The 26,311-nt window shown below is 73.2% G+C and carries 24 protein-coding genes; 8 read left to right on the top strand and 16 right to left on the bottom strand.

The window, feature by feature from the left end:
* From ABTY04_RS27295 to ABTY04_RS27285, 3 genes are all read right to left on the bottom strand, one after another.
* Positions 1-1,322: HRDC domain-containing protein (locus ABTY04_RS27295; RefSeq protein ID WP_352216038.1), on the bottom strand; the 1,322-nt coding region annotated here is incomplete at its 3' end.
* Positions 1,323-1,447: 125 nt separating this feature from the next.
* On the bottom strand, positions 1,448-2,110 hold the full coding sequence (locus ABTY04_RS27290; RefSeq protein WP_007267191.1) for a helix-turn-helix transcriptional regulator: 663 nt from the start codon (positions 2,108-2,110) through the stop codon (positions 1,448-1,450).
* A 295-nt stretch (positions 2,111-2,405) separates the two neighbouring features.
* Entirely contained in the window at positions 2,406-3,062 is a 657-nt protein-coding gene (locus ABTY04_RS27285) for a DUF3000 domain-containing protein (protein WP_352216037.1), read from the bottom strand.
* Positions 3,063-3,153: 91 nt separating this feature from the next.
* Between ABTY04_RS27285 and hemE the strand changes: the two genes are divergently transcribed.
* Positions 3,154-4,218, top strand: coding sequence for a uroporphyrinogen decarboxylase (gene hemE, locus ABTY04_RS27280; protein WP_352216036.1), 1,065 nt, complete (start codon positions 3,154-3,156; stop codon positions 4,216-4,218).
* 15 nt (positions 4,219-4,233) lie between these two features.
* On the opposite strand, the gene ABTY04_RS27275 is transcribed toward hemE, so the two are convergent.
* Complete coding sequence (locus ABTY04_RS27275) at positions 4,234-5,616, bottom strand: FAD-dependent oxidoreductase (protein WP_352216035.1); 1,383 nt, start codon at positions 5,614-5,616, stop codon at positions 4,234-4,236.
* Positions 5,617-5,676: 60 nt separating this feature from the next.
* Complete coding sequence (locus ABTY04_RS27270; RefSeq protein WP_352216034.1) at positions 5,677-6,720, bottom strand: DUF4349 domain-containing protein; 1,044 nt, start codon at positions 6,718-6,720, stop codon at positions 5,677-5,679.
* Between the two features lie 150 nt (positions 6,721-6,870).
* Between ABTY04_RS27270 and hemG the strand changes: the two genes are divergently transcribed.
* Together hemG and hemQ are read left to right on the top strand one after the other, a co-directional pair.
* Complete coding sequence (gene hemG, locus ABTY04_RS27265; protein WP_502996725.1) at positions 6,871-8,358, top strand: protoporphyrinogen oxidase; 1,488 nt, start codon at positions 6,871-6,873, stop codon at positions 8,356-8,358.
* Between the two features lie 23 nt (positions 8,359-8,381).
* Entirely contained in the window at positions 8,382-9,095 is a 714-nt protein-coding gene (hemQ, locus tag ABTY04_RS27260; protein ID WP_352216033.1) for a hydrogen peroxide-dependent heme synthase, read from the top strand.
* A gap of 115 nt (positions 9,096-9,210) precedes the next feature.
* Here hemQ and ABTY04_RS27255 read toward each other — a convergent pair whose 3' ends face one another.
* The 7 genes from ABTY04_RS27255 to ABTY04_RS27225 all read right to left on the bottom strand — a co-directional run bounded on the left by ABTY04_RS27255 (position 9,211) and on the right by ABTY04_RS27225 (position 18,431).
* Positions 9,211-10,935 (bottom strand): alpha/beta hydrolase, encoded by a 1,725-nt coding sequence (locus tag ABTY04_RS27255; RefSeq protein ID WP_502996728.1) that lies wholly within the window; start codon positions 10,933-10,935, stop codon positions 9,211-9,213.
* Between the two features lie 493 nt (positions 10,936-11,428).
* Complete coding sequence (locus ABTY04_RS27250) at positions 11,429-12,511, bottom strand: TIGR04222 domain-containing membrane protein (RefSeq protein WP_352216031.1); 1,083 nt, start codon at positions 12,509-12,511, stop codon at positions 11,429-11,431.
* Positions 12,508-13,848 (bottom strand): MbnB/TglH/ChrH family RiPP precursor modification enzyme, encoded by a 1,341-nt coding sequence (locus tag ABTY04_RS27245; RefSeq protein ID WP_352216030.1) that lies wholly within the window; start codon positions 13,846-13,848, stop codon positions 12,508-12,510. The genes ABTY04_RS27250 and ABTY04_RS27245 overlap by 4 nt, the downstream gene beginning before the upstream one ends.
* 303 nt (positions 13,849-14,151) lie before the next feature.
* A complete protein-coding gene (locus ABTY04_RS27240) occupies positions 14,152-16,032 on the bottom strand; it encodes a calcium-binding protein (RefSeq protein ID WP_352216029.1) in 1,881 nt (626 codons plus the stop codon).
* 659 nt (positions 16,033-16,691) lie between these two features.
* On the bottom strand, positions 16,692-17,012 hold the full coding sequence (locus ABTY04_RS27235) for a hypothetical protein (RefSeq protein WP_352216028.1): 321 nt from the start codon (positions 17,010-17,012) through the stop codon (positions 16,692-16,694).
* Positions 17,013-17,042: 30 nt separating this feature from the next.
* Complete coding sequence (locus ABTY04_RS27230; RefSeq protein ID WP_352216027.1) at positions 17,043-17,939, bottom strand: radical SAM/SPASM domain-containing protein; 897 nt, start codon at positions 17,937-17,939, stop codon at positions 17,043-17,045.
* 156 nt (positions 17,940-18,095) lie between these two features.
* Complete coding sequence (locus tag ABTY04_RS27225; protein WP_352216026.1) at positions 18,096-18,431, bottom strand: DUF6415 family natural product biosynthesis protein; 336 nt, start codon at positions 18,429-18,431, stop codon at positions 18,096-18,098.
* 148 nt (positions 18,432-18,579) lie between these two features.
* Between ABTY04_RS27225 and ABTY04_RS27220 the strand changes: the two genes are divergently transcribed.
* Positions 18,580-19,923 carry an NsdA family TPR-like regulatory protein gene (locus ABTY04_RS27220; protein WP_352216025.1) on the top strand — a complete coding sequence of 448 codons (1,344 nt, stop codon included), beginning with the start codon at positions 18,580-18,582 and terminating at the stop codon, positions 19,921-19,923.
* Positions 19,924-20,149: 226 nt separating this feature from the next.
* Here ABTY04_RS27220 and ABTY04_RS27215 read toward each other — a convergent pair whose 3' ends face one another.
* On the bottom strand, positions 20,150-20,917 hold the full coding sequence (locus ABTY04_RS27215; protein WP_352216024.1) for an aminoacyl-tRNA hydrolase: 768 nt from the start codon (positions 20,915-20,917) through the stop codon (positions 20,150-20,152).
* Positions 20,918-20,988: 71 nt separating this feature from the next.
* On the opposite strand from ABTY04_RS27215, the gene ABTY04_RS27210 reads away from it, so the two are divergent.
* From ABTY04_RS27210 to ABTY04_RS27195, 4 genes are read left to right on the top strand one after another with little or no spacing between them, the layout of a single operon-like run.
* On the top strand, positions 20,989-21,663 hold the full coding sequence (locus tag ABTY04_RS27210) for an AIM24 family protein (protein WP_352216023.1): 675 nt from the start codon (positions 20,989-20,991) through the stop codon (positions 21,661-21,663).
* A complete protein-coding gene (locus tag ABTY04_RS27205; protein ID WP_352216040.1) occupies positions 21,660-22,475 on the top strand; it encodes an ABC transporter ATP-binding protein in 816 nt (271 codons plus the stop codon). The genes ABTY04_RS27210 and ABTY04_RS27205 overlap by 4 nt, the downstream gene beginning before the upstream one ends.
* The gene (locus tag ABTY04_RS27200; protein WP_352216022.1) at positions 22,472-23,131 is read left to right on the top strand and encodes an ABC transporter; all 660 of its coding nucleotides are present in this window, start codon (positions 22,472-22,474) and stop codon (positions 23,129-23,131) included. The genes ABTY04_RS27205 and ABTY04_RS27200 overlap by 4 nt, the downstream gene beginning before the upstream one ends.
* Positions 23,132-23,145: 14 nt before the next feature.
* Entirely contained in the window at positions 23,146-23,373 is a 228-nt protein-coding gene (locus ABTY04_RS27195; protein ID WP_352216021.1) for a hypothetical protein, read from the top strand.
* A gap of 16 nt (positions 23,374-23,389) precedes the next feature.
* Here the strand turns inward: ABTY04_RS27195 and ABTY04_RS27190 are convergent, their stop codons facing one another.
* The 3 genes from ABTY04_RS27190 to ABTY04_RS27180 all read right to left on the bottom strand — a co-directional run bounded on the left by ABTY04_RS27190 (position 23,390) and on the right by ABTY04_RS27180 (position 26,187).
* Positions 23,390-24,310, bottom strand: coding sequence for a polysaccharide deacetylase family protein (locus ABTY04_RS27190; protein ID WP_352216020.1), 921 nt, complete (start codon positions 24,308-24,310; stop codon positions 23,390-23,392).
* Positions 24,307-24,633 carry a hypothetical protein gene (locus tag ABTY04_RS27185; protein ID WP_502996727.1) on the bottom strand — a complete coding sequence of 109 codons (327 nt, stop codon included), beginning with the start codon at positions 24,631-24,633 and terminating at the stop codon, positions 24,307-24,309. Before ABTY04_RS27185 ends, ABTY04_RS27190 begins: the two co-directional genes overlap by 4 nt.
* 207 nt (positions 24,634-24,840) lie before the next feature.
* Positions 24,841-26,187 (bottom strand): alkaline phosphatase PhoX, encoded by a 1,347-nt coding sequence (locus ABTY04_RS27180; RefSeq protein ID WP_352216018.1) that lies wholly within the window; start codon positions 26,185-26,187, stop codon positions 24,841-24,843.
* Between the last annotated feature and the right edge of the window lie 124 nt (positions 26,188-26,311).

Raw genomic sequence — 26,311 nt, 5'->3', positions numbered from 1 at the left:
GGGGCCGCGGGGGGGGGGGGGGGGGGGGTGTTTGGGGGGGTTGGGGGGGGGGGGGGGGGGGGGGCCGCGCCCCCCCCCAGGGCCGGGGTGACCTGTTCGATCTGCCACGGGCGGGCGCCGTAGCCCGCGAGGGCCTGTGCCACCGCGTCCGCTTCGAGCCGCTGGGGCGGCTCCCAGCACAGCCGGCGGACCGTGTCCGGGGTGATCAGGTTCTCCTGGGGCAGGTTCAGCCGCTCCGCGAGCGCCGAGACCGCGGTCCGCGCCGCCGCCAGCCGCGCCGCGGCCGCCGGGTCCTTGTCCGCCCAGGAACGCGGCGGCGGCGGACCCGCCGGAGTCGCCCCCGGCTGCGGCAGCTCGTTCTCGGGCAGGGCCTTCGCCCGGTCCACGGCGGCCATCCACTGGTCCAGCTGGCGCCGGCCCATCCGCTGCCCGAATCCCGGCAGGGCCGACAGCGCGTGCACGTTCGCCGGCAGCGCGAGCGCGGCCTCGACGATCGCGGCATCCCCCAGCACCTTGCCGGGCGACACGTCACGCCGCTGCGCGATCCGGTCCCGGGACTCCCACAACTCCCGTACGACGGCCATCTGCCGGCGCCGGCGCACCTTGTGCATGCCGGACGTGCGGCGCCACGGGTCCTTGCGCGGCGGCGCGGGCGGTGCGGCGGCGATGGCGTCGAACTCCTGCCGGGCCCATTCCAGCTTGCCCTGCCGGTCCAGTTCCTTCTCCAGCGCGTCCCGCAGGTCCACCAGCAGCTCCACGTCGAGCGCGGCGTAGCGCAGCCACGGCTCGGGGAGCGGGCGGGTGGACCAGTCGACCGCGGAGTGGCCCTTCTCCAGTGCGTAGCCGAGCACGCTCTCGACCATCGCGCCCAGTCCGACCCGGGGGAACCCGGCCAGGCGGCCGGCCAGCTCGGTGTCGAACAAGGAGGTGGGAACCATGCCTATTTCGCGCAGGCACGGCAGGTCCTGGGTGGCGGCGTGCAGGATCCACTCGGCGGAGGACAGGGCCTCGCCCAGCGCGGACAGGTCGGGGCAGCCGACCGGGTCGATCAGCGCGGATCCTGCGCCCTCGCGGCGCAGCTGCACCAGATAGGCGCGCTGGCCGTAGCGGTATCCGGAGGCGCGCTCGGCATCGACGGCCACGGGCCCGGTGCCCGCGGCGAAGGCCGCGACCACCCGGGCGAGTGCGTCCTCGTCGGCGACCACCGGAGGGATCCCCTCGCGGGGCTCGAGCAACGGAATCGGCGCCTTTTCGACGTCGTCCGGGGGGCCGCCCCCGGTGGTGGTGCGCAGGTCTGCTGCGGTCTCTTGGGCGTCGGTCACCGCTCAAGGGTATCCGCGGATACGGCGCGCCCGTCGCCGGAACGTTCCGTCGACGGGCGCGGGGCGCAGGCACGGGCGTTTCCCCGGCTTCCCCGGCAGTTCGCCCGGGAGTCGCCGGGCGGGTGTCAGTGGATGATCCCGGTCCGCAGTGCGACGGCGACCATCCCGGCCCGGTCGCCGGTGCCCAGCTTGCGTGCGATCCGGGCGAGGTGGGACTTGACGGTCAGGGCGGACAGGCCCATCGAGACGCCGATGGCCTTGTTGGACTGGCCCTCCGCGACGAGGCGCAGGACCTCGACCTCGCGGCCGGAGAGCTCGCGGTAGCCGCCCGGGTGGCTCGGGGCACCCGGGGGGCGGCGGTGCATACGGGCGGCGGCGGCACCGATGGGGGCGGCGCCGGGCCGGGTGGGAAGCCCGATGTTGGTCCGCGTGCCGGTGACGACGTAGCCCTTCACTCCGCCCGCGAGGGCGTTGCGTACGGCGCCGATGTCGTCGGCGGCGGACAGGGCCAGGCCGTTCGGCCAGCCCGCGGCCCGCGTCTCGGAGAGCAGGGTGAGACCCGAACCGTCGGGCAGGTGTACGTCGGCCACGCAGATGTCGCGCGGGCTGCCGACGCGGGGGCGGGCCTCCGCGATGGACGACGCCTCGATCACGTCACGTACTCCGAGGGCCCACAGATGGCGGGTCACGGTGGAACGCACGCGCGGGTCGGCCACGACGACCATGGCCGTCGGCTTGTTCGGGCGGTAGGCGACCAGGCTTGCGGGCTGCTCGAGAAGAACGGACACCTAGGCCTCCTGGGGGAGTGGCGGGACGGCCGGCTCGGGGAAGGAAGCCGGCGTGAACCGTGCGGATGGTCACTGACTCCTTCGGCACGTCACCCGCCCGGCTTTAGAGAATGATCACGATTTGGTGAGTAACAATTCGGGCAATTCGGACGCACGATCGATCATCGGGTGATCAGAAGCCCACAACGGGCGCCCGGTTCCGACACACCGCCGCCGGCCCTCGATCGGCCGTTCTACGGGGCCCGGTGCATTCGGAGGAGGGGGAGCGCCCGGGTGCCGCCGGACGGCGCCACGGCTACGGGTGGTGCGGACCGCGCCGCTGTGGCAGGGAGACGACACCGGTATCCGAGTCCGTCGGCCCGACCGGCGGCAGCCCCGCGATCTGGCACAGCAGCTCGCACCACGCCGACAGGTGCGCCGAGGTGTCCGGTACCCCGCCCACGCCCTCGCGCGGCGTCCACGAGGCCCTGATCTCGATCTGCGTGGCCGGCCGCCGTTCCGACAGCCCGCCGAAGTAGTGCGAGCTCGCCATCGTCACGGTCCCGCTCGCCTCCCCGTACGCCAGGCCGCGCGCCTCGAGCGCCCCGGTCAGCCAGGACCAGCACACCTCGGGGAGGAGGGGGTCGGCGGCCATCTCGGGCTCCAGCTCGGCGCGTACGAGCGTCACCAGCCGGAAGGTCCCGTGCCAGGCGTCGTGCCCGGACGGATCATGGAGCAGGATGAGCCGCCCGTCGGCCAGGTCGTCCTCACCGTCCACGACCGCGGCTTCGAGGGCGTAGGTGTGCGGGGCCAGGCGCTGGGGCGGTCTCGCCGGGTCGATCTCGATCCCCGGACGCAGGCGCGCCTTCTTCAAGCCGTCGACCGCCCGCCGGAACGGGAGCGGGACGGAGCTCTCCTTCGCGCTGTCCATGCCGTCAGCGCCATCTGAAAATCGTCCCTGAGCCGCAGCCATGCGGGGAAGACTAGGCGGAACGAGGGTCCGTGCGGCGCAGGGACACCCAGACCGGGCCGGGCACTTCTTCATACGTGCGAAGATTTGGCGCGTGAGCGCCAATGACCGCCCCCAGGGCCAGCCGAGTCAGACGTACGATTCCGCCTTCCTGAAGGCGTGCCGGCGGGAGCCGGTGCCGCACACCCCGGTGTGGTTCATGCGGCAGGCAGGGCGCTCGCTCCCCGAGTACCGCAAGGTGCGCGAGGGGACGCAGATGCTGGAGTCGTGCATGCGGCCCGACCTGGTCACGGAGATCACGCTCCAGCCGGTCCGCCGCCACAACGTGGACGCCGCGATCTTCTTCTCCGACATCGTGGTCCCGCTGAAGGCCATCGGCATCGACCTGGACATCAAGCCGGGCGTCGGCCCGGTCGTCGCCCAGCCGATCCGCCGCCGCGAGGACCTCGCACAGCTGCGCGACCTCACCCCGGAGGACGTCCCGTACGTCACCGAGGCGATCGGCATGCTCACGGGTGAACTGGGCGCCACGCCGTTGATCGGTTTCGCCGGTGCGCCTTTCACCCTCGCGAGCTACCTCGTCGAGGGCGGCCCGTCGAAGAACCACGAGCACACCAAGGCGCTCATGTACGGCGACCCGGAGCTCTGGGCCGACTTGCTGGACCGCCTCGCGGAGATCACCTCCGCCTTCCTGAAGGTCCAGATCGAGGCGGGCGCCTCCGCGGTGCAGCTCTTCGACTCCTGGGTCGGCGCGCTCGCCCCGGCGGACTATCGGCGCTCGGTGATGCCGGCATCGGCGAAGGTCTTGGAGTCCGTCGCCTCGTACGGAGTCCCGCGCATCCACTTCGGCGTGGGTACGGGCGAGCTCCTCGGCCTCATGAGTGAGGCCGGCGCGGACGTCATGGGCGTCGACTACCGGGTCCCGCTGGACGAAGCCGTGCGCCGGGTCGGCCCCGGCAAGGCGCTCCAGGGCAACCTGGACCCGGCGGTGCTCTTCTCCACCGAGGAGGCCGTGCGGGCGAAGACGGACGAGGTCCTCGCGGCGGCGTCCGGCCTGGAGGGCCACGTCTTCAACCTGGGCCACGGCGTCCTCCCGACGACGGACCCGGACGCCCTGACCCGCCTGGTGGACTACGTCCACACCAAGACGGCCCGCTGACGCCGGGGCCGGGCCCTAGGAGGACGCCGCCCGCACTGCCGAGACGGCCTTGCGGGCCGCCACCAGGACCGGGTCCCAGACCGGGGAGAACGGCGGGGCGTAGCCCAGGTCCAGGGAGACGATCTGCTCCACGGTCATGCCCGCCGTCAGGGCGACCGCCGCGATGTCCACCCGCTTCGCGGAGCCCGCACCGCCGACGATCTGGACACCGAGCAGGCGGCCCGTGCGGTGTTCCGCCAGCATCTTGACCGTCATGTCCGCGGCCGTGGGGTAGTAGCCCGCCGTCGTCGTCGAGCCGATCGTCGCCGTCACGAAGCGGAGGCCGGCGGCCAGGGCGTCGCGCTCGCGCAGGCCCGTACGGGCGATCTCCAGGTCGCAGACCTTGCTGACCGCCGTGCCCACCACGCCCGGGAACGTGGCGTAGCCGCCGCCCACGCCGGAGCCGATCACCTGGCCGTGCTTGTTGGCGTGCGTGCCCAGCGGGATGTGCCGCGTGCGGCCCGCCACCAGGTCCAGGACCTCCACGCAGTCGCCGCCCGACCAGATGTTCTCCTGCCCCCGGACGCGCATGGAGAGGTCCGTGAGGATGCCGCCGGACTCGCCGAGCGGCAGCCCCGCCGCGCGGGCCAGCGCCGTGCGGGGCTCCACGCCGATGCCGAGGACGACCACGTCCGCCGGGTACTCGTCCCCCGCGGCCGTGGCCACCGCGCACGCCCGGCCGTCCTCGTCCGTGCGGATCTTCGTGACCTCCGCCCCGGACACCGTACGGATCCCCATCCGGTTCATCGCGCCGTGCACCAGGGCGCCCATGTCCGGGTCCAGGGTCGCCATCGGCTGCTGCCCGCGGTGCAGGACCGTCACCTCGTACCCGCGCGCGACCAGCGCCTCCGCCATCTCCACGCCGATGTACCCCGCGCCGACGACGACCGCCCTGCGGCCTTCCGTACGCTGCAGGGTGTCCATCAGGCGCTGGCCGTCGTCCAGGGTCTGGACGCCGTGCACCCCGTGCGCGCCGATTCCGGGCAGCCGGGGCCGGACCGGCCGGGCACCCGTGGCCAGGACGAGCTTGTCGTAGCCCGTCCAGGCCTCGGATCCGGAATCCAGGTCGCGGGTACGGACCCGGCCACCGGCGAGGTCGAGCTCCACCACCTCCGTGCGCATGCGCAGGTCGATGTCCCGGGCCCGGTGCTCCTCGGGCGTCCGGGCGATCAGCGCGTCCCGCCCGCCGACCTGGCCGCCGATCCAGTACGGGATCCCGCACGCGGAGTACGAGGTGAAGTGCCCGCGCTCGAAGGCCGTGATCTCCAGTTCCGCCGGACCCTTGAGCCGCCGGGCCTGTGACGCGGCGGACATCCCCGCCGCGTCGCCGCCGACCACCACCAGTCGTTCCGTCGCCATCGCCCGCCCCGCCCTCCGCGCCGCCGTCTCTTACCGAACACGCTACGGCCGAATGCGTGTTCAGTCCGGGACGTCGGTCTTTTCCGTCGGGTCCGCGGACCGCGCCCCCGGAACCACCGGGACCTTCGGCGCAGTCCCCGCTTTCGGCCCCGCTTTCGGCCCCGCCTTCGGCCCCGCCTTCGGCTTCGCCGGGCGCAGCCGCCGGTACACGCGGAAGCACAGCAGCGCCAGCGCCGCCGTCACCGCGAACGGCAGCAGGACCGCGACCACCAGGGCCAGGTACCGCACGATCGCCGTGAAGACGTTCCAACCGCCGCTCAGGGCGCCCGTGAAGGACGGCTCCTCGTCCTTCTTCTCCGACACCGCCTTCGGGGCCGGCTCCGAGACCTCCATCGTGATCGTGCCCATCGAGGTCTGGTCCTTCAGCGCCGTCTGCTGCGCGAGCAGCGACTCCAGGTCCGACTGGCGTTTGCTCAGCTCGCTCTCCAGCATGACCACGTCACTCAGCGCCGAGGCCTTGTCCATCATCTCCCGCACCCTGGCCACGCTCGCCCGCTGCGATGCGACACGGCTGTCGACGTCGGCCGCCTTCTGCGTCACGTCCTGCGCCTCGACCTTGCGGCTGAGCAGCTTCCCGCTGCCCTCCATGGCGCCGAGCACGGCGTCGAAGCGGTCGCCCGGCACCCGCAGGGTCAGCGTCGAGGTCACCCGGCCGTCCTCGCCGCGCCGCGTGGACTCGCTGCCCACGTACCCGCCCGCGCCCTCCGCGGTCGTCCGGGCAGCCGACAGGGCCTTCTGCGCGTCCGCCGTCTCGATGCCGAGCGACGCCGTACGGATGACGTTCGGGCGTACGGCGGCCGGCTGCGAGGGGTTCTTCGCCGCGTCGGCCCCCGAGGCCGCCGGGGGAGCCGCCGCGGCCGCCCCCGGCTTGCCCTGGGCCGCGGCCTCCGGGGCGCCGGCCGCGGCCTTGTCGGCCGAGGCCCGGCCGCCGCTGTCCTGGGCCGCGCCGCAACCGGTGAGCGCGAGCGCTCCGGCCAGGGACAGGGCGGCCACGGCGGCCGCGCCGCGGTGCCTTGCCGCGGTGGCTCTCGTGCTGGTGTGCATCGGTGGTACCCCCCGGGGATCGGCTGATGTCGCCGTTGTGACGTACAGGGTCCCGTCGCGGGTTTCGCCCCGGCGGTCCCGGGCCGGTCCCGATGCGGTCACGGTCCGGCCTCGGTGATCGGCCGCCGAACGGTCTGAGACGATGTGTCCATGCACGAAGCGGACATGCGTACGGACGGTGCGGCGGGCGCGGGCGGTACGACCGGCGGGAACGGCCGGCCGGCTCCGGCCGGCCATGCGGTCGTGATCGGCGGCGGCATTGCGGGCCTCGCCGCCGCCCACCGGCTCCTCGCCGACGGCCTGCGCGTCACGCTCCTGGAGGCCGGGCCCCGCCTCGGCGGCAAGCTCCGCTCCGGCGAGCTCGCCGGAGCCCCCGTCGACCTCGGCGCCGAATCCGTGCTCGCCCGCCGCCCCGAAGCGCTGGAGCTGGCCCGGGCCGTGGGCCTGGCCGACGCCCTCCAGCCGCCCGCCACGGCCACCGCCCACCTCTGGACCCGCGGCGCGCTGCGGCCCATGCCACGCGGCCACGTCATGGGCGTCCCCGGCGACCTGGCGACGCTCGCCGCCTCCGGGGTGCTCTCCGCCGCGGGCCTGGCCCGGATCGAGGCCGAACGCGGGCTGCCGCCCACCGAGATCGGCGAGGACGTCGCAGTCGGCGAGTACGTCGCCGCCCGCCTCGGACCGGAGGTCGTCGACCGCCTGGTGGAGCCCCTCCTCGGCGGGGTCTACGCCGGCAACGCCTACCGCATCTCCATGCGCGCCGCCGTCCCGCAGCTCTTCGAGGCAGCCCGTACGCACCGCTCGCTGGGCGAAGGCGTACGCGAACTCCAGCAGCGGGCCGCGCAACAGCCCCGGCAGGCCGGGCCCGTCTTCTCCGGCATCGACGGCGGCATCGGACGGCTTCCGCAGGCCGTGGCCGAGGCGTGCCGGGCGGCCGGGGCACGGATCAGCACCGGTACCGCCGTGCGCGAGGTCCTGCGTACGCCGGGAGGCTGGAGGGTCGTCACCGCCGCGGAGACGATCGATGCCGACGCCGTGGTCCTGGCCGTCCCCGCCGGGCCCGCCGCCCGGCTGCTGGACGGTCTCGCGCCGGCCGCGGCCGCCGAGCTGCGGGCCGTCGAGTACGCCTCGATGGCCCTGGTCACGATGGCCTTCCGGCGCTCCGAGCTGCCCGCCGCGGTCACCGGGGGTGGCGCCAGCGGATTCCTCGTACCGCCCGTCGACGGCCGGACCATCAAGGCCTCCACCTTCTCCAGCAACAAGTGGGCCTGGGCCGGCGCCGACCCCGAGCTCTTCCTGCTGCGCACCTCGGTCGGCCGGTTCGGCGACGAGGGCGACCTGGTCCGCGAGGACTCCGAGCTGGTCGAGGTCTCGCTGCGCGACCTCGGCGAGGCCGTGGGCCTCGCAGCCCGGCCGGTCGCCTCCACCGTCACCCGCTGGGACGGCGGCCTGCCCCAGTACCCGGTCGGCCACCTCGCCCGTGTGGCCCGGATCCGCGGCGCCGTCGCGGCCCTGCCCGGCCTCGCGGTGTGCGGAGCGCTGTACGACGGCGTGGGCATCCCGGCGTGCATCGCGAGCGCGGGCAAGGCCGCGGACGTGGTGATGGCCACGTTGGGCACCCCTGGCACCGACCACTGATCAGCGCACGGGACAATGGACACATGACTGCACCAGAGAAGATTCCCAACGCGGGGAAGAAGGCGAAGGACCTCAACGAGGTCATCCGCTACACCCTGTGGTCCGTCTTCAAGCTGAAGGACGTTCTGCCCGAAGACCGCGCCGGTTATGCCGACGAGGTCCAGGAGCTGTTCGACCAGCTGGCCGCCAAGGACATCACCGTCCGCGGCACCTATGACGTCTCCGGCCTGCGCGCCGATGCGGACATCATGATCTGGTGGCACGCCGAGACCTCGGACGAGCTGCAGACCGCGTACAACCTGTTCCGCCGGACCAGGCTCGGCCGCGCGCTGGAGCCGGTGTGGTCGAACATGGCCCTGCACCGCCCGGCCGAGTTCAACAAGTCGCACATCCCGGCCTTCCTGGCCGACGAGGTCGCGCGCGACTACGTCAGCGTCTACCCCTTCGTGCGCTCGTACGACTGGTACCTGCTGCCCGACGAGGACCGCCGGCGCATGCTCGCGGACCACGGCAAGATGGCCCGCGGCTACCCCGACGTGCGTGCCAACACCGTCGCGTCGTTCTCGCTGGGCGACTACGAGTGGATGCTGGCCTTCGAGGCCGACGAGCTGTACCGCATCGTCGACCTCATGCGTCACCTGCGTGCCTCCGAGGCGCGTATGCACGTCCGTGAAGAGGTGCCCTTCTACACCGGGCGCCGCAAGTCCGTCGCCGACCTGGTGGCCGGGCTCGCCTGATACCTCCCCTGGGGGGAAGGAACCGGAGGACTGCTCTCTTGACTGGGGAGCGGCCTCCGGTGGATCGGGAGGCCCAGCCCCCGAAACGACGCAGCCGGAGATCCCGCCCGGAAGTTCAGACGACTGGCGGCAGCAGAGCCCCGGGTACCAACCCGCGGGCCTTCGCCGCCGGGTCGTCCAGCGACACCGGTGCGGGCTCCGGATGCGGCGCACAGGTGACACGCCACCCCGAGGTGTCACCCGTCAGCAGATACCGCTCCACGTGACGGTCCACGCAGTCATTGCGTCCGCCGGCCACCCCGTGGGTGCCGGCCCCCGTCTCCGTGACCAGCGCGGCCCCGGCGCCGAGCCGCCGCTGGAGCTCCAGCGCCCCCGGGTACGGGGTCGCCCCGTCCCGCTCCGCCGCGACGATCAGCGTCGGCGGGACCGGCGCCGGCTGCGCGCCCACCGCCACCGGCTGCTGCCGCTCGCGGACCGGCCAGTACGCGCAGGGCAGGTTCAGGAAGACGTTGGCCCACGTCTCGAAGGGCGCCCGGCGCGCCAGTTCGGTGTTGTCGCGGTCCCAGGTCTCCCACTCCGCGGGCCAGGCGGCGTCGTTGCACAGCACCGCCGTGTACACCGCGCGCGCGTTCTCGCGCGCGGCCGCCGACTCCGGGTCCGCGCGGGCCTGTTCGGTCAGCGGGCCCGGATCGCCGGCCAGGAAGGCGCTGAGCGCGGCCGCCCGCTCCGGCCACACATCGTCGTAGTACGCGGCCTGGAGGAAGGCGGCCTGGAGCTCGCCGGTCCCGACGGCCCCGCCCGCCGGAGTGCGCGCCACCGCGTCCCGGACGCGCTCGTAACTCGCCTGCACCGCCGCCGGGGTGGCGCCGAGCCGGTACGCGGCGTGGTGCCGGGCCGCCCAGGCGCGGAAGTCGTACCAGCGGCGCTCGAACCCCGGTGCCTGGCCGAGGTTGTCGGCGTACCAGATGCGGCGCGGGTCGGGATCGACCGCGGAGTCGAAGACCATCCGGCGGACGCGGCCGGGGTGGAGCGTGGCGTAGACGGCCCCCAGGTACGTGCCGTACGAGGCGCCCATGAAGGTCAGCTTCTGCTCGCCGAGCGCGGCGCGGAGCACGTGCAGGTCACGCACGTTGTCGAGGGTCGTGTAGTACGGCAGGGCCCCGCCGGCCCGCTCCGCGCAGCCGCGGGCATAGGCCCGGGCGGCGGCGACGCGCTGCCGTTTGTACGCGGCGGAGGGCTCCGCCGGGACCTGGATGGGCCCCTGGACGCGGGCGGGGTCCTCACAGGACAGCGGGGCGGAGCGGCCGACCCCGCGCGGGGCGTAGCCGACGAGGTCGTAGGCGGCGCCGATGCGCTGCCACTCCGGGAGGCCGGCGACGAGCGGGAAGAACATGCCCGAGGCGCCGGGGCCGCCGGGGTTGTAGACGAGCGCGCCCTGGCGGGCGGCGCCCCCGCGGCCGGTGGCGGTGACGCGGCTGACGGTGAGGGAGATCTGCGGGCCGTCGGGCCGGGCGTAGTCGAGCGGGACCCGGAGGGTCGCGCAGCGCACGGGCGGGGGCAGTTCCCCGGCGGCGGCACAGTCCCGGAAAACGAGCCCGCTGCCCCCGGCGGATCCGGGCGGAGCACCCCGCGCCCCGCCGGTGTCCCCGGCGGCGGCCCCGGCCGCGCGCCGGGCGACGAGCTCGGCCCCGGCGTCCGCGACGGCCGCCCCCGGGGCGGGGCCGGGGGCCGTTGTCCGGGTCTGTGGGGCCGCGGCGGAGCCCGCTACGGGGGGTGCGGTGGACAGGGTGAGGGACAGGAACGCCGCGGCGACTGCGCGGCGTGCGAGCGGAGTCCGCATCATGGGCCGCCTTCATCTCTTCGGTTGAGCCGATGAGATGCGCCGGGCGGCTCCCTTGTACAGGACCACCACCGGGTGTCGGCCGTAATCCCCCCGTTGCCCGGGCCAGTGCCGCCCGTAGGGCGGGATCCGTGAGCACGCGGACTCCGCGCAGCGCCACGGCCGTGAGGGAGTCCCCGTGCCCCTGCTCCCGGTCCAGCGCGACGAGCCGCAGCGGGAGCGCGAACCAGCACAGGCTCACCAGGGCGGCCGTCCCGTTCGCCGGAACGCACAGCGCGGCCGCGGCCGTCGCGGCCGCCGGCACCGCGGGGCCCGCCGCGCCGTTCGTGGCGGCGTCCGGCGCCCGCACCCCCGTCGGGTGCTGGCACGGGCACCGAGGCTGCGGCGGCGGCCCTCAGCAGGAGGGTGCACGACGCCGGCACCCCTGCCCAGGCCGTCAGGAGGAGCCGGACCCAGCACATGGCTGATTCCCACGAGGTGGAGAAGTGCCGGGTCAGGAACTGCTGCCGCAGCTCGAACCCGACGAACTGCCGCAGCTCGAACTGCTGGAACAGCTGGAACCGCTGGAACCGCTGGAACAACCGGAACCGCTGCTCGCGCAGCTGCCGGAGGACGAGCCGCAGCCGGAGCCGGAGGAACAGCTCGACCCCGAGGACCCGCAGCCGCCTCCGGAGCCTCCCCCGACGTCGCTGCCCGCGCACCATACGGCGGGCAGGATCGCGGCGGAAGACCCGCAGGAGTCACCCGAGGACGAGGACGAGGACGAGGACGAGGAGTGCGACGACGAGCTGCGCGGCGCGGAGCGCGACTGGGCGGCCGCCAGCCGGGTGCTTCGGGCCGCCGGCACCAACTGCTCGCGCAGGTACGGGTCCCGCAGCCCGCGCAGCGCGTACAGGGCGGTCTGCACGTGCGGGGTCCGGTCGTTGACGTATTGCGTGCGGATCTCGCGCAGCGCCGCCCGCCCCGCCGGGGTGAGCCGCTGCCCGGCCCGCACGGCGACGGCGCCGCCCACCACGATCCCGCCCAGCAGCACGGGGAACACCTTGATGATGAACGGCAGCTCCGACGCCTCGGGACGGAGCGCCAGAGCGACGAACGTCAACGGCAGGGAGAGCACGAGCAGCACCCCGCACACCACGGCCTGGGCCACCGCCCGGCGCCGCCGTCTGCGCCCGGACCCGGGCGGGACGAGCAGCCCGCGGGCGGCCAGCGCGTCGCCGGTCTCCTGGACGGCGGGGGCCAGCATGGCGGCGTACCGCACCTGGTAGAGCCAGCCGGACGGGGCCTGCCGATGGGCTTCGAGCACGGCCCGCTCGGCGATGTCGCCGGCCCGCGCCCCGGGGCTCACCCGGACGATTCCGGGACCGCCGACCACCAGCCGGCCGTCGCCGAGCATCGAGACGAGCGCGGCGTCCACGACCGTGCCGGGTCCGCCGGCCATGAACGCGGCCTCGGACAGGTCGTGCAGCCGCGGGGCCGGGCCGGCCCCGCGCGGCCGGGAGCGCCGTACACCGCGCAGCAGCAGGACGGTGGAGCCGAGGACGGCGATCCAGATCGCGATGGCGAGAGCGTTCATGCCGCACGCCCCACGAAGGTCCGGGCCCAGCGCACGATCCGCCGCGGCGGCCGCGCACCGACCCGGTCCTGCCACCACGAGGTGAGCCGGCGCCGGGCGGCGGGGTCGGCGGGCAGGTCCTGGATCAGCAGGTGCTCGGCGAAGTCGAGGGCGTCGCGCCGGTACCCGGCGGTCATGGGCCGGTTGCGGGCGTACGCGAGGAAGGCCTCGCGGAACGGATCCTCGCCGCCGAGGATCCCGGGCAGCTCGGGCGCGAGCTTCGCGACGACCCCGGCCCGCTTGGCGGCCAGCGCCCGGGCCTGCACCCGTACGCGCTGCCGGTCGAACCCCTCGGGCACGGGAGTGCCCGCGACCAGCGCGGACAACAGCACCGCCTGCTCCAGCCCGACCCGCACCCGCGCCCGCTCCGGCTCCTCCGGTCGCTCCTCCGGTCGCTCCTCCGGTCGCTCCGGGTGCGCCTGCGCCTGCGCCTCGGGAGCGGGCTCCGGAGCGCAGGCGGGGGCGGGGGCGGCGGCCGGTCCCGGGGCGCCGACCGCCTTCCGGATCGCGGCCAGCTCCCCGGCCAGCTCCGCCTCCGCGGGGAAGTCGTCGTCCCGCTCCAGCAGCACACCGGGCGGGTCGACCCGCCGGCGCAGCTCCGCCAGGATGTCCAGTACCACCGCCGGAACCGGATGCGCATGCGTGTCGTGCCACACCCCGCCGCGCTCGATGCCGCCCGCGACGTGCACGTACGCGAGCGCCTCCAGCGGGATCGCGTCCAGCACCGCGGCGGGGTCCTCTCCGCGGTTGATCCGGTTCGTGTGGAGGTTGGCCACGTCGATCAGCAGCCGGACCTCGGTCCGCTCCACCAGCTCCGTCAGGAACTGCGCCTCCGTCAGCTCCTCGCCGGGCCACGAGATCAGCGCGGCGATGTTCTCCAGCGCGAGCGGCACCGGCAGGGCGTCCTGCGCGATCCGGACGTTCTCGCACAGCACGTCCAGCGCGTCCCGGGTCCGCTGCACCGGCAGCAGGTGCCCCGCCTCCAGCGCCGGCGAGGCCGCCCGTACGAACGCGATGTGCTCGGTGACGAGCGGCGCCCCCAGCGCCACCGCCCGCTCCCCGAGTGCGGCCAGCTTCGCGGCGTCGGGCCGGTCGGCGCCGCCGAGGCCCAGCGAGACGCCGTGCGGGACGACGCGTACGCCTCGGTCGAGCAGCCGCCGCAGCGGGTCCGGCAAGTGGCCGGGGCAGATGTTCTCGGCCACCACCTCGACCCAGTCCAGGCCGGGCAGCCGCTCCACCGCGTCGGCGATCTCCGGCCGCCAACCTATGCCCACCCCCAGGTGTGCCATGGGCTTCATGTCCCCTTGCCCCCTCTCAGCGGTCCCGTGTGCCGGTCCGTGTGCCGGTGTCATGACCCCGCCGGAGCCGGGCCAACCACAGGAAGGGGACGTTCAGAGCAACATCTGAGGTTCCGGGAGCCCGAGCCGGGTGCGATCCCGCCGGCTCCCGGTGCAACACAGCGATTGCAGGGGGAGCGGCGGGCCCGGGCCCGGCCGTGTCGTCGGAAGCGTACCCAGTACGGACGGTGCTCGCCGGGGCGGGATCGCATGAGCGACTGTCCCTTCCAGGCTGTATGCCCGGAAGGGACAGTCCTCTCGGGATCAGCAACGGGGAGTGGCAGGACTCCGGCTTCCCCAGTCGTCGGGGTGGCAACAACGGCCGACGACGCAGCATTCGGTGGGGTTGATGGTGGTGGGGTCTTCAGCGGTGTGCGTGGTGCTGTCGCCGCCTCCGGTGACGGTGGCGGTGTTCGTGCCGTAGGAAGGGGCATCGCAGGAGACGTTGACCCGCAGGGTGATGGGCGGGTAGCTGTCCCCGTCGGCCAGGACGTCGCTGCGAGTGCACGTGAGGGTCGCCCAGGTGCAGTGCCACCCCGGACCGGTGATGCTGAGGGTGGTGAGTCCCGCCGGCAGGGTGTCTTGCACAGTGACCGTGCTGCCGTTGGTGGAGGCGGGCCCGCTGTTGCCGACCGTGATGGTGTAGACGCCCTGGTCCCCCTGAGTGAAGTCCCCGGTGTGGCTCTTGTCGATGGTCAAGGAGGGGGTGCCGTCCATGTAGCGGGCCAGCGCGAAGTCGCTGGTGCCGCTGGAGTCGCTGCTTCCGGCGGCGACGATCTTGCCGTCGGCCTGCAGCGCCACAGCGAAGGCCGCATCGAAGCCGCCGAAGTCGGTGGTCACCTTGCCGCCGGTGCCGAAGGTCGGATCCAGGCTGCCGTTGGTGTTGTAGCGGGCCAGCGCGAAATCGAAGGTGCCGCCCGAGTCGCTGTAGCCGGCGACGACGATCTGGCCGTTGGTCTGCACTGCCACACCGAAGGCAATGTCGAAGCCGCCGAAGTCGGTGGTCACCGTGCCGCCGGTGCCGAAGGTCGGATCCAGGCTGCCGTTGGTGTTGTAGCGGGCCAGCGCGAAATCGAAGCTGCCGCTGGAGTTGCTGAAGCCGGCGGCGACGATCTTGCCGTCGGACTGCACCTTCACCCCGAAAGCCCAGTTGTTGGTGCCGCCGAAGCTGGTGGTCACCGTGCCGCCGGTGCCGAAGGTCGGATCCAGGCTGCCGTTGGTGTTGTAGCGGGCCAGCGCGAAATCGAAGGTGCCGCTCGAGTTGCTCAAGCCGGCGGCGACGATCTGGCCGTTGGTCTGCAGCGCCACGGCGGAGGCGATGTCGCCGTCGCCGCCGAAGTCGGTGATGACCTTGCCGCCGGTGCCGAAGGCCGTATCCAGGCTGCCGTTGGTGTTGTAGCGGGCCAGCGCGAAGTCGTTGGCGGTGCCCAAGGCACTGGAGCCCACGGCGACGATCTTGCCGTTGGTCTGCAGCGCCACCCCGTTGGCCACGTCGTTGCGGCCGGTGCCGAAGTCGGTGGTCACCTTGCCGCCGGTGCCGAAGGTCGTATCCAGGCTGCCGTCGGTGTTGTAGCGGGCCAGCGCGAAGTCGCTGGCGGTGCCGCCCGCGTCGCTGTAGCCGGCGGTGACGATCTTGCCGTTGGGTTGTACCACCACTCCGAAGGCCGCGTCGGTGCCGCCGAAGTCGGTGGTCACCTTGCCGCCGGTGCCGAACGTCGTATCCAGGCTGCCGTTGGTGTTGTAGCGGGCCAGCGCGAAGTCGCTGCCGAGGCCCGTGTCGCTGCCTCCGACGGCGATGATCTTGCCGTCGGTCTGCACCACAACCGCGTTGGCGAACTCGTTGAGGCCGCCGCCGAAGTCGGTGGTCACCTTGCCGCCGGTGCCGAAGGTGGGATCCAGGTCCCCCGGCGCCGCCAGGGCGAGCCCGGGGCAGAACAGCACGAGCGCCGCGGTCAGGGCCGCTACTGCCCCGACCCGGTTGGTCCCCGGACGGCGCCGACCTGCGGCACGTCGAATGCTTCGCCTGAAAGCGAAGAGCAAATCAGGGAAGATGTGAACGTATCCCTTCAGGTCGTCTTTTGTGTTCATGTTGCCGCTCGCCGCTGCCGTCTGTTCAATCTCGCGACTGACCACCAGCACCTCCACCTCGAGAGAAAGGCGGCCGCCGCCCTGGATACAACTGACGGCAATGGGCCGCAGATCGCTACCTGACGGCACGCCAACTTATGCCCTGACGGGCTATGTGCGGAGAATGGACACGATTTTGTGCTTCGCGTTTTCAATGCCAGTAATTGCCGGTCCGGTACCCCGGCTTGCCGTTGAGGTGGAATCGGCGGCTGCATGAGGACCGCGAGGGCGTAACGGGCTCCATTCTGAACGTCAGCTATTCAGAACGGTGCGGGCCGGTTGGTGTGTTGGACATGGCGATCTCGGCGGCCCCCGCCAGAACTCTTGCACTGATTCCTGCAAGATCCCGGAGACAGCAGCGCATCACCCGGGTTCTTGTATCGACCGGGTCCGTGCATGGGACCGGGCCCCGGCGATGATCTGCCGGGGGCCGGCCAGAAGTGCGGTGGGGTGCTCGCCGACGTGCTCGGGGTCCCGCTCGCGCACCTCGTACGCGGGTAGCCCCGGCCGGAATACGACTCCGGCCGGGGCTACGCGCTCAAATCAGCCTTCAGGCCGGGACGCACTCCGAGCACTCGACGTTCCGGGGCGCACCCGTCTGCAGGTCGACCACGAAGGTCACCCCGGCTCCGTGAGGGCAGATCCTTCGGCGGGAGGGGTGCCGACCGGGGCGGTCCTTACACGGCAGGCTCGCGCAGCGCGGCCAGCCGCTCCTTGTACAACACCCCCGCGGCGTAGCCGGCGGCCTCGACCGACGGTGCGTATGACTCGATCAGGTGGTGCGAACGCGCCTTCAACTCTGCCGCCCACGCCAGCGCATGCTGCTGCGCCGACCGCCCACACTGCTGAGGCTCTCCGAGCATGCACAGCGGGAGCGGCTGGCCGAGCTTGTTCGCGGCGTGCCGGACCTGCCCGGCAATGGCCGCCCACTGCTCCTCGGTGCGCTCCTGCCCGGGAGGGGCTGGCCAGCTGAGGATGTGGTCACCGTGCGGGTCCATCACGTGTTCCTCCGGGGTGGGCCGGGTCGGTCAGGTGGTGGCGATCGTAGCGGCGCCGAGGGCCGCCTCCTCCGGGTCGCAGTGGCCCACCGAGGGCGTGCAGGGACCGCATGGGCCGCACATCGGGAGGAACTGCGGCCGGGTGCAGGCGGCCGCGCCCGGGCCGTGGACGGCCGCAATGTCGGCACGGGCCCGGGCGAGACGCTCGCCGGTCCAGATGTCGGCGAGGGGCTCGTCGCGCACGTTGCCGACATCGATGAACCGGCCGAGGACACACGGCCACACCGCGCCTTCCGGACCCACCGCGCACTTCTCGTGCGCGCAGTGCCCACACAGATCCTTGATCTGCGGGCGGGCACCCTGAGATGCCCGGCCGAACGCTCGGATGCGGTCACCTCCGACCTGCTGAACCCCGATGCCCTGGAGGTCGGCCGCAGCCTCCAGCGCGCGCTGTCCTTCCCGCAGGCTGACGACGCCGCCGCGGATGGGGATGCCGAGGTCGACGGCGCGCTGGATGTTGGCGCGGGTCTTGCGGTGCGCGCCCCGGAGCTGGGTGATCGAGTCGTGTTCGGTGGCATCGTCGCTGTAGTACGACGTGGCCAGCTTGGCGCCGTACACGGTGATGGCTTCCCAGACCTCGGGCCGGATGTGCGTCATGTTCGAGAAGATCTCGACGCCGAGACCGCGGCCGGCGGCGTGCGCGATCAGCTCGGGCAGGTGTGGGTAGAGGGTGGGCTCCCCGCCGATGAACTGCACGTCCAACCCGCCCATCGCGGCGAACTGGTTGATCACGTCCACCCAATCGGCCACGGTCATGGTGCCGTGGCCGCGGTCGGGCCCGGAGCCCGCGTAGCAGTGATCGCACTGCTCGTTGCAGAAGCCGGTGACTTCCAGCCACGCAAATTTGAGCGTGGAGGTGGTACTCATGGTGGTGCCTCCTCGATGTGTTGGGAGGTGCGACCCGCCCAGCCGTGCCATCCCTGGCAGGAACACGGCTGGGCGGGGGGCAGTGGGTACCGACGACGATTGCGGCCAGGACGCTGAGCACGACCGCGACGTACGCGACCTGCCGGCCGAGCTCGGTCACGAGGCGCTCGCGGTCGTGTGGGCATGCGCCATGTGCATCAAGCGCTTGATGATGCGGGCCAGGGCGCGGCAGTGGTTCCAGTTCGCATGCGGGCCCGACCCGAGAGGCCCCACCCGGGAGAAGTACTCCCATTCGTAAAGGGCGTCGCTGGCCCCGGCCGTCAGATCCTGCCTGGGGCGCGCGGCAACGATGTCGTGGATGTCCTGCCCGCGGGTCAGGAGCATGTCGACAAGCCGCGCCACGTCCTCCGGTGACGGGCGCTTCGCGTACTCAGCGAGGGCATGGGCGACCAGCTCGGTCGTACCGTCATCGTCGTCCTGCGGCTGGCTCATACCAGGGGGCTCCCTACCGTCGTCAGCGGGTGGTGAACTCCCGCTCGATCACTGCTCGGTATGAAGAGATAACCCCACCACCCCTGCCCGCGAGTACCGTTGAAGCGTCGGAGAAGTATGCAAGCCATGCACCAGTCGGGAGCTGCACATGGCGCACCACTCACGCACACCAAATGTCGGCCTGTCGGCCCTGCTTGAACAGGCCAGATGGTCTCGCAGCCAGCTCGCATCGATCATCAACCGCATTGGTGCCGAGGCTGGGATCGCACTCAAGTACAGCCAGCCCGCCGTATCCCAATGGATCGCAGGCCACCAGCCTCGCGCGCAGGTCAGAGCACTGATCATCGAAGCGTTCGAGCGGAAGCTCGCCCGCCCGGTCACCTACGCCGAAGCCGGTCTCACACCGCCGCCCGGCGGCGAGGCGCCGGACACTGTTCGGGACCTCGTAGATCTCGGAAGGGCCGACATGGATCCATCCCGACGCCGCGTCATCGCGGCGGGCGTCTTCTCCGCCGCGCTTGCCATCCCGCTGTTCCCCTCGCTCGCTCGGGCCGACAGCCCGGACCCGATCGGGCCGGGCAAGGGGACTACCCGCGTGGGTCAGGGTCAGGTGGCCGCCGTACAGACGATGACCGACCGGATCGCGGACATCCTCGACGAACTCGGCGCCGGCCACGCCCGTCCGATGGCCGCGGCTTTCCTCGTCAACACGGTGGGCCCCTGGTTGAAGGCCGAGGCCGCGGCGCCCGTACGCCGCAGCCTGCTGGCTGCTGCGTCTGACCTCGTCTACCTCACCGGGTGGATGGCGATGTACGAGCGGCAGCACAGGCTTGGCCAGGAGTACTACGTGAGCGCCCTGAAGCTGGCTGGGGAGGCCGAGGACCATGTCACGTACTGCCGGACGCTGCGCGGGATGAGCCTCCAGGCATCAAATTTGGGCTACGGACGTCGTGCCCTGGAGCTGGCGGACTCGGCCGCCGAGGCGGCTCCGGTGGCTGGTCCCCGGCTGGTTGCGTTCCTGCGGGGTCAGCAGGCACACGGGGCCGCGATGGTCGGCGACAAGCGCGGCGCGTTCGCCCGGCTGCGCGAGGCAGAGCAGGCACTCACGCAGGCAGACGACCGCCGTGAGTCAATCGGCGGCTACGACCGGACGGCGTACCTCTTCCACGTCGCGCACGTCCTCAACGAGACGAAGGACATGCCGGGGTCGGTCCGGACGCTGAAGGAGTCCATCCGCGTCCAGCCCGCCAACGAACATCAGGGGCGTCTGCACGCGTACGGGGTGCTAGCCCAACGGCAACTTGCCATCGGTCACGTTGAGGCTGCGTGCGAGTCGTGGGGCCGGTTCCTCGACGAGTACGAGGGCCTTTCCTCGGCGCGAGGCGATGAGCACTTCGAGGTGATGACGCTGCGTCTCCAGCCTTACGCCACCGTGCGGGCAGTCCGCGAACTGCGCGAGCGCGCACAGCTCGTTGGCTCGCTGAAGGGATGAGAGGGGCCGCCGACTGTCGGGAGTTGGCGGCCCACCGGAGAGGGGGCGCGGTCGTGTGAGGGCTGCGGTGCCGGCCGTGGCACTGGTTGCTCTTACCTCGCCACCAGGGTGTACAGGGCGACGGCCAGGGATCCGATGCCGGTGGCCGCTGCGAGGGAAGGCAGGGGCCACCGGTCGCGTTCCAGTGCGCCGGCCAGGGCGCGCCGTCCACATGTGAGGTTCTGCGTCAGCCCGGAACTCCGCCGGAGAGACGCGCCCGCAGTGCCGGGTGGTCCGCGACCACCGTCGCCGAGCCGGGGGCGATCTCCGTGAAACCGGCGTCCCGGACCACCGGCAGCCCGCTCCCGCTCAGTTCCGGCCACTGCTCGTGCGTTGCGGTCCGTACCTCCAGCCGGAAACCGGAGTCCTGCCAGGCGGTGCGCTCCCGGCCGGTCAGCTCCCACCAGGCGAGCTGCGCCGCGTGCCCGGCCTGGGCCATCGCCTTGCCTGCGGACATCTCCAGGTCCGGGTTGAGCCACAGCACCGGAATCCCGGGCGTGGCCGGAGCAACCGGCTCCGGGTCGTCCAGGTCGGTCCCCGAGACCTGGAGCTTGGCGAGCTCCTTGGGCCAGCCGTCCAACGGCACCGGCGGGAAGACCCGTACCTCCGCCATGTGACCGTGCACCGTGACACCGGGCAGGGCTGCGGCCTTGCGCCACTCCGCCCCGCGCGCCCGCCGCACCACCTTCCGGATCCGCGCGTCCTGCCAGTCCCGGACCGCCTCGGCCCACTCGCCTTCGCCGTGCGCCCGCTCGTCCGTCAGCAGGACCAGCACGGCCCGGGCCGCCGTCTCCAGCGCGTCCGTCCGGGCCGGCGGTTCCGCCTTCTCGATCCGCACCACCAAGGGCAGGACGAACTGCGGTGCCTCGTCGCGGGCGATGCGTTCCTGCCGGAAAGGGCTGTCCGCCCCGACCGCAGGTACGTCTGAAGTGTGGTTCCGGTGCCGGCTGCTCATCCCGCCAAGGATGCCAGGCTCCGACTTCGGGATGATGCCGCAGGGTCCCGCCCCGGGCGAGGATCATGTCCATGAAGAGCGATCTATTCGCGGCCGAGAACATGGCCCAGCCGTCTCCCACGCCCGGCATGACCCTGCAGAACCCCAAGTCGGTGAAATACACCGTCAACGGTGACATGCTGGCCCGCCAGGGCTCGATGGTCGCCTTCCGCGGAAACCTCCGGTTCGAACGCAAGGGCCAGGGCATAGGCGGCATGCTCAAGCGCGCCGTCACCGGCGAGGGCCTGGCGCTGATGTCCGTGACCGGCCAGGGCGAGGCCTGGTTCGCGCACCAGGCCGAGCACTGCTTCATCATCGACTTCGAGCCCGGCGACTCGCTGACCGTCAACGGGCGCAACGTGCTCTGCTTCGACTCCACGCTCTCGTACGAGATCAAGATGCTGAAGGGCGGCGGCATGACCGGCGGCGGCCTCTTCAACAGCCTCTTCACCGGCACCGGCAAGCTCGCCGTGGTCTGCGACGGCAACCCGATCATCATCCCGGTCACCGCCCAGAACCCCGTGTACGTGGACACCGACGCGGTGGTCGGCTGGAGCGCACAGCTGGAGACCGGCCTGCACCGCTCCCAGTCGGTCGGCTCGATGATCCGCGGCGGTTCCGGTGAGGCCATCCAGCTGATGCTGCGCGGGGACGGCTTCGTCATCGTCCGCCCCAGCGAGGTGACCGAGACGGCGGCGGCCCACTGAAGCTCACCGGCGTGGGCCGCCGTTACGGACTGCGGCGGCCCTGGGTGCTGCGCGGAGTCGAACTCGACCTGCCGGCCGGCGCCCTCGTCCGCATCGAAGGCCGCAACGGCGGCGGCAAGTCCACCCTGCTTCGGATCGTCGCCGGGATCGACACCCCCTCCGAGGGGCGGATCGCCGGTCGCCCGCGCCGCACGGCGTACGTCCCCGAGCGCTTCCCGGCGGCGCTGCCGCTCACGGCGACGGCCTACCTGACCCACATGGGCCGGGTGCACGGGCTCGCGCGCGCGGAGGCGGCGCACCGGGCGGCCGGCTGGCTGGAGCGCTTCGGCGCCGCCGCGTACGCGCACACCCCGCTGGCCGAACTCTCCAAGGGCTCCAGCCAGAAGGTGGCCGTCGCCCAGGCGCTGCTCGCCGAGCCCGGACTGCTCGTCCTCGACGAAGCCTGGACCGGCCTGGATGCGCCCGCCCGCGCCGAGCTGGACCGGGCCGTCGCCGAGCGGACCGCCGCCGGAGGCACCGTGGTCTTCGTGGACCACGACCCGGCGCGGCTCGCGGGCGCGGCCGACGCGCACCACCGGGTCGAGGGGGTCGCGCTGGTCCCCGTACGGGAGACCGCGGACGCGGGGCCGTACGTACGGATCGAGGCCGCCGGACCGCCCGGTTCCGAGCCGCCCCCGGGCCTGGCCGCGGAGCCCGCGCCCGGCGGGGGCCTGCTGCTGACGGTGCCCGCCGCCCGCTCGGACGCGGTGCTGCGCGAACTGCTCACCGCGCAGTCGCCCTGGCACATCCGAACCGTGGAGGAGCTGCCGTGACCGGCCTGCTGCGATACCAGAGCGTCCTGCTGCTGCGCTCCCACCGCTGGATCGGCCCGCTGCTCCTGTACGCGGCGTTCCTGGCCGCCGGGGTCCGCCCGGGCGACCCGCTGCTGGATTCACTCGGCTTCACGGCTGCCGGACTGGTACCGATCACGGCCTGGCTGGTCCGGATCTGCGTGACCAACGAGCCCGACGCCGCCCGCGACTGCGCGGCCGCCGCGGCCGGTCCCGTACGGGTCCACGCGGCCGCCCTGCTGACCGCGCTGGGCGGGGCGCTGCTTGCCGGGACCGTGGGCACGGCGGTGGTGCTGCTGATCGGCGACCCCCGCACGGTGGAACACGTGGAACCGGAGGAGGCCGCCCTGGCCGGGGTGCTGGCGCTCCTCGCGTGCACGCTCACCGGCGCGGCCGTGGGGGCGCTGTGCAGCCGGCCGCTGCTGCGCTCGACGGGGGTCGCGGTCCTGGCGGGCGGCCTGGGCTCCCTGCTGGCCTGGGGCATCGCCGGCTCCCCGGCGCGCAGTGCGGTGACCGCGCTGGTGGAGGGTTCCCGGGCGCACACCGTGACGCTGCCGGTGACGGCCTGCGCGGGGGCGCTGGTGCTGGCGTGCGCAGCGGGTGCGGTGGCCTGCCTCGTCAGCGCGCGCCGGGGCTGAGTACGCTCGTGGGCATGGACGAAGTGGACCGGCCGGCCGAGACCGAGTCGTACTGCCTCCCCCGGCCACCGCTGGGGGGACCCCCGGCCCCGGAGGCGCCGGCCGGGAGGGTGGCCGGACCGCCGTACGCCGACTGCCTGGAGTGCGGAAAGCCCACCGAGTACGGGGTCGCGACCCCGGGCGTGGTGCTGTGCCCGGTGTGCGAGTGGCAGGACGCCCAGCGCACGGCCTGCTCCGGCTGAGGCCCCTGGCCCCGGCCTACTTCCCGATGAGTTCGGACACCTTCACGAAGCGGTAGCCGCGCTTGCGCAGCTCCGGGACGATCGCCCGGAGGGCCTCCTCGGTGACCGGGGCGGCGCTGCGCGTGCAGTGCATGACCACCACCGAGCCGGGCTTCACCCCGGTGAGGACCTGCTCGGCCACCGCGTTCGGGTCCTTCGCGAAGGCGTCCCCGCTGACCACGTCCCACTGGACGGCCGTGACCTTGGCCGTGGAGATGGCGCGCAGCGCCTGGTCGTCGTAGCAGCCGCCGGGGAAGCGGAAGTACGGGACCGTGTTGACGGCGCCGGCCTTGCGGAAGGCCTCGAAGGCCCGGTCGACGTCGGCGCGGGCGGCGGCCTCGTCGAGTGCGGGGAGTCCGTAGCAGGGCGACTTGAAGGCGTAGTGGCTGTACGAGTGGTTCGCGATCTCGAAGTTCGGATCGGTGCCGATGGACTTGGCCTGGTCCGGGTACTCCTCGGCCCAGCGGCCCGTCATGAAGATCGTGGACGGCACCTTGAGCTGCCGCAGGGTCGCGATCAGCCGGGGGTTGTCGAAGTGCTCCCCGCCCGCCGCGCGCGGCCCCTGGTCGGAGGTCATGTCGGCGTCGAAGGTCAGCGCGACGGTCTTGTCGGTCTGCTGCCTGGCCCGCTCGAAGACCGGGGTCAGGCCGTTCGGCCCGGGCGCGAGGGTCGGGGCCTTGGCGGGCGACGGGGCGGCGGCGGGGGAGGAGCCGGCGGCCTGCGGCGCGGCGGAGGAGGACGGCGCCGCCGAGGCGCCGGGGGTGCCCGTACGGGCCTGGCTGCCGGAACCGGAATGGGAACCGGAGCCGGACGTGCCGCCGCCGCATCCGGCGAGGGCGGTGCAGAGGACGGCACCGAGCGCGGCCGCGACCGCTGCATTGCGCACAGAAAGGGTCACGGATGCAAAATATATGACGATCTGCCAATAGGACTGTAGCGGCGCCGGGGCGGGCCTTCGCGTCGCGCGCCTGCACCGTCGCAGGTCTGCTGCAGACGGGCGCGGCACGCCTCGACGTCGAAACCGGCTTCGGGATAGCGCGGACCGATCTCCTCCGGATGCTCCGGCAGCAGCGTGCCGGCCGCCCGGTTGCGGTACCACTTGCGGTCCGCGGGGACGACGTACCAGGGCGCGGCGTCGCTGGAGCAGCGCTCCGGGGCCGGCTCGTACGCGTGCTGGTATGCGGGCCACACGCTGCGGTCGTCGGTGCCGGCCGCGTACAGCCGTTCCCGGAGGGAGGCAGCGGCGCGGCGAGCCGTGCGGTGGCGGCCAGGCCGGCGGCCTTGCCGGAGGGGCCGCCGGGCGTCGCGGCGGGGTCGAAGGCGCCGAGGCCGACGCTTGCGCGGGCGCGGCCGGGGGGGGCTGCCCCCGCACCGGTGGGGACGCGGAGCAGCCGGCGCAGTGAGGCGTCCCCGCCGTACCGCCCGGGGTCAGCGCCAGGGGCCCGTCACGGCGAAGGTGGTCCCGGGCGTGTAGGCGTTGACGTACATCGTCCGCCCGTCCGGGGAGAAGGTGACCCCGGCGAACTCCCCCCACTCCGGGGCCCCGGGACGGCCGATGTCGTCGGCGTTGCGGGCCAACGGGTAGACCTCGCCGCCCGGGGTGACGCCGAAGACGTACTGTGCGCCGCCGCCGTCCTCGCACACCATCAGGCCGCCGTCGGGGGCCAGGCAGATGTTGTCGGGTGAGTCCCCGGGCAGCTGGATGTCGGCGGCCGGGCCGAAGAGCACGTCCAGGCGGATCGTGGAGCGGCGCGGGTCGTGGAACCACACCTGTCCGTGGTGGTCGGCGGCCGCGCCTTCCTTCCGGCGGGCGTAGCTGGAGACGAAGTGGACGCCGCTGTCGCCCCAGTAGCAGCCTTCCAGCTTCTGCGCGTGGGTGACGCCGCCCGGCCCGAAGTCCTGGAACCGGATCGCGGTGCCGGCCGCCGAAGGGTCCGGTACGGGGACCCATTCGACGGGGAACTCGGCGCCGGGCTCGTCGACCACCGACAGGTCCGCCAGCCCGGGTACGCGCAGGGCCTGGAGGGCGCCGCCGGCGCGCAGGGAGCCGGGGCCGCCGAGGGGCCGCGCGGGCAGGAACCGGTAGAAGAGCCCGAACGGCTCGATGAACGCGTCCTCGGTCTCGTAGACGGTCCCGCGGTACGGGTCCACGGCGACGGCCTCGTGCGCGAAGCGGCCCATCGCGGAGAGGGGGACGGCGCCGCTGCGGTGCGGGTCCGCGGGGTCGACCTCGAAGACGTAGCCGTGGTCCCTGGTGTACCCGGAGGTTCCGGCCCGGTCCTCGGTCTCCTCGCAGCTGAGCCAGGTGTTCCAGGGTGTGCGCCCGCCCGCGCAGTTGACGGCGGTGCCGGCGAGGGCGACGCGTTCGGCGGTGACGCGGCCGCCCGGGTCGAGTTCGAGGAGGGTGCACCCGCCGAGGGCATGGGGGTCGTAGGCGAGGCCTTCGACGGCGGGGACGCGGAGGGCGGCGGTGGTGCGGTTCTCGTGGTTGCGGACGAGGCGGACGCGGCCGGAGCCCGCGTCGAAGGCGGCCATGCCGTCGCAGTTGGCCGGTACCGTGCCCTCGCCGGAGCGGAGGGGGTCGCCGGCGCGGGAGAGCACCCGGTAGCCGAACCCGGCGGGCAGGTCGAGCAGCCCGCCGGGGTCGGGCAGCAGCGGCCCGTACCCCTGCCGGGGCGGGGCCGCGTGGGAACTCCCGGCGAAGAGGACGCCGAGGGCCCCGGTGAAGGCGATGCCGGTGCCGGCGGCGAGCAGGGTGCGGCGGGTGACGGACATCGGCGGCTCCCGGGCGAGGGCGAGGGGTGAGGGGGCCGTGTTACCACGCGGGCCCGCTGCCCGCGGCCTGACGCGTACGAGGCCCCGCCCCCCTCACCCCACCGGACCCGCCCCGGCCCGGCAC

The sequence above is a fragment of the Streptomyces sp. NPDC097981 genome, from assembly GCF_040302565.1.
Lineage (GTDB): Bacteria > Actinomycetota > Actinomycetes > Streptomycetales > Streptomycetaceae > Streptomyces.
The sequence above is the reverse complement of the archived record's forward strand: the minus strand, read 5'-3'. Positions and strand labels throughout refer to the sequence as shown.

Bases quoted from the DNA above. Each gene is read 5' to 3' on its own strand.
- ABTY04_RS27285 (WP_352216037.1), bottom strand. From the start codon at position 3,062: ATGGCTGCGGCTCAGGGACGATTTTCAGATGGCGCTGACGGCATGGAC.
- ABTY04_RS27275 (WP_352216035.1), bottom strand. From the start codon at position 5,616: ATGGCGACGGAACGACTGGTGGTGGTCGGCGGCGACGCGGCGGGGATG.
- ABTY04_RS27270 (WP_352216034.1), bottom strand. From the start codon at position 6,720: ATGCACACCAGCACGAGAGCCACCGCGGCAAGGCACCGCGGCGCGGCC.
- hemG (WP_502996725.1), top strand. From the start codon at position 6,871: ATGCACGAAGCGGACATGCGTACGGACGGTGCGGCGGGCGCGGGCGGT.
- hemQ (WP_352216033.1), top strand. From the start codon at position 8,382: ATGACTGCACCAGAGAAGATTCCCAACGCGGGGAAGAAGGCGAAGGAC.
- ABTY04_RS27255 (WP_502996728.1), bottom strand. From the start codon at position 10,935: ATGCGGACTCCGCTCGCACGCCGCGCAGTCGCCGCGGCGTTCCTGTCC.
- ABTY04_RS27250 (WP_352216031.1), bottom strand. From the start codon at position 12,511: ATGAACGCTCTCGCCATCGCGATCTGGATCGCCGTCCTCGGCTCCACC.
- ABTY04_RS27245 (WP_352216030.1), bottom strand. From the start codon at position 13,848: ATGAAGCCCATGGCACACCTGGGGGTGGGCATAGGTTGGCGGCCGGAG.
- ABTY04_RS27235 (WP_352216028.1), bottom strand. From the start codon at position 17,012: ATGGACCCGCACGGTGACCACATCCTCAGCTGGCCAGCCCCTCCCGGG.
- ABTY04_RS27230 (WP_352216027.1), bottom strand. From the start codon at position 17,939: ATGAGTACCACCTCCACGCTCAAATTTGCGTGGCTGGAAGTCACCGGC.
- ABTY04_RS27225 (WP_352216026.1), bottom strand. From the start codon at position 18,431: ATGAGCCAGCCGCAGGACGACGATGACGGTACGACCGAGCTGGTCGCC.
- ABTY04_RS27220 (WP_352216025.1), top strand. From the start codon at position 18,580: ATGGCGCACCACTCACGCACACCAAATGTCGGCCTGTCGGCCCTGCTT.
- ABTY04_RS27215 (WP_352216024.1), bottom strand. From the start codon at position 20,917: ATGAGCAGCCGGCACCGGAACCACACTTCAGACGTACCTGCGGTCGGG.
- ABTY04_RS27210 (WP_352216023.1), top strand. From the start codon at position 20,989: ATGAAGAGCGATCTATTCGCGGCCGAGAACATGGCCCAGCCGTCTCCC.
- ABTY04_RS27195 (WP_352216021.1), top strand. From the start codon at position 23,146: ATGGACGAAGTGGACCGGCCGGCCGAGACCGAGTCGTACTGCCTCCCC.
- ABTY04_RS27180 (WP_352216018.1), bottom strand. From the start codon at position 26,187: ATGTCCGTCACCCGCCGCACCCTGCTCGCCGCCGGCACCGGCATCGCC.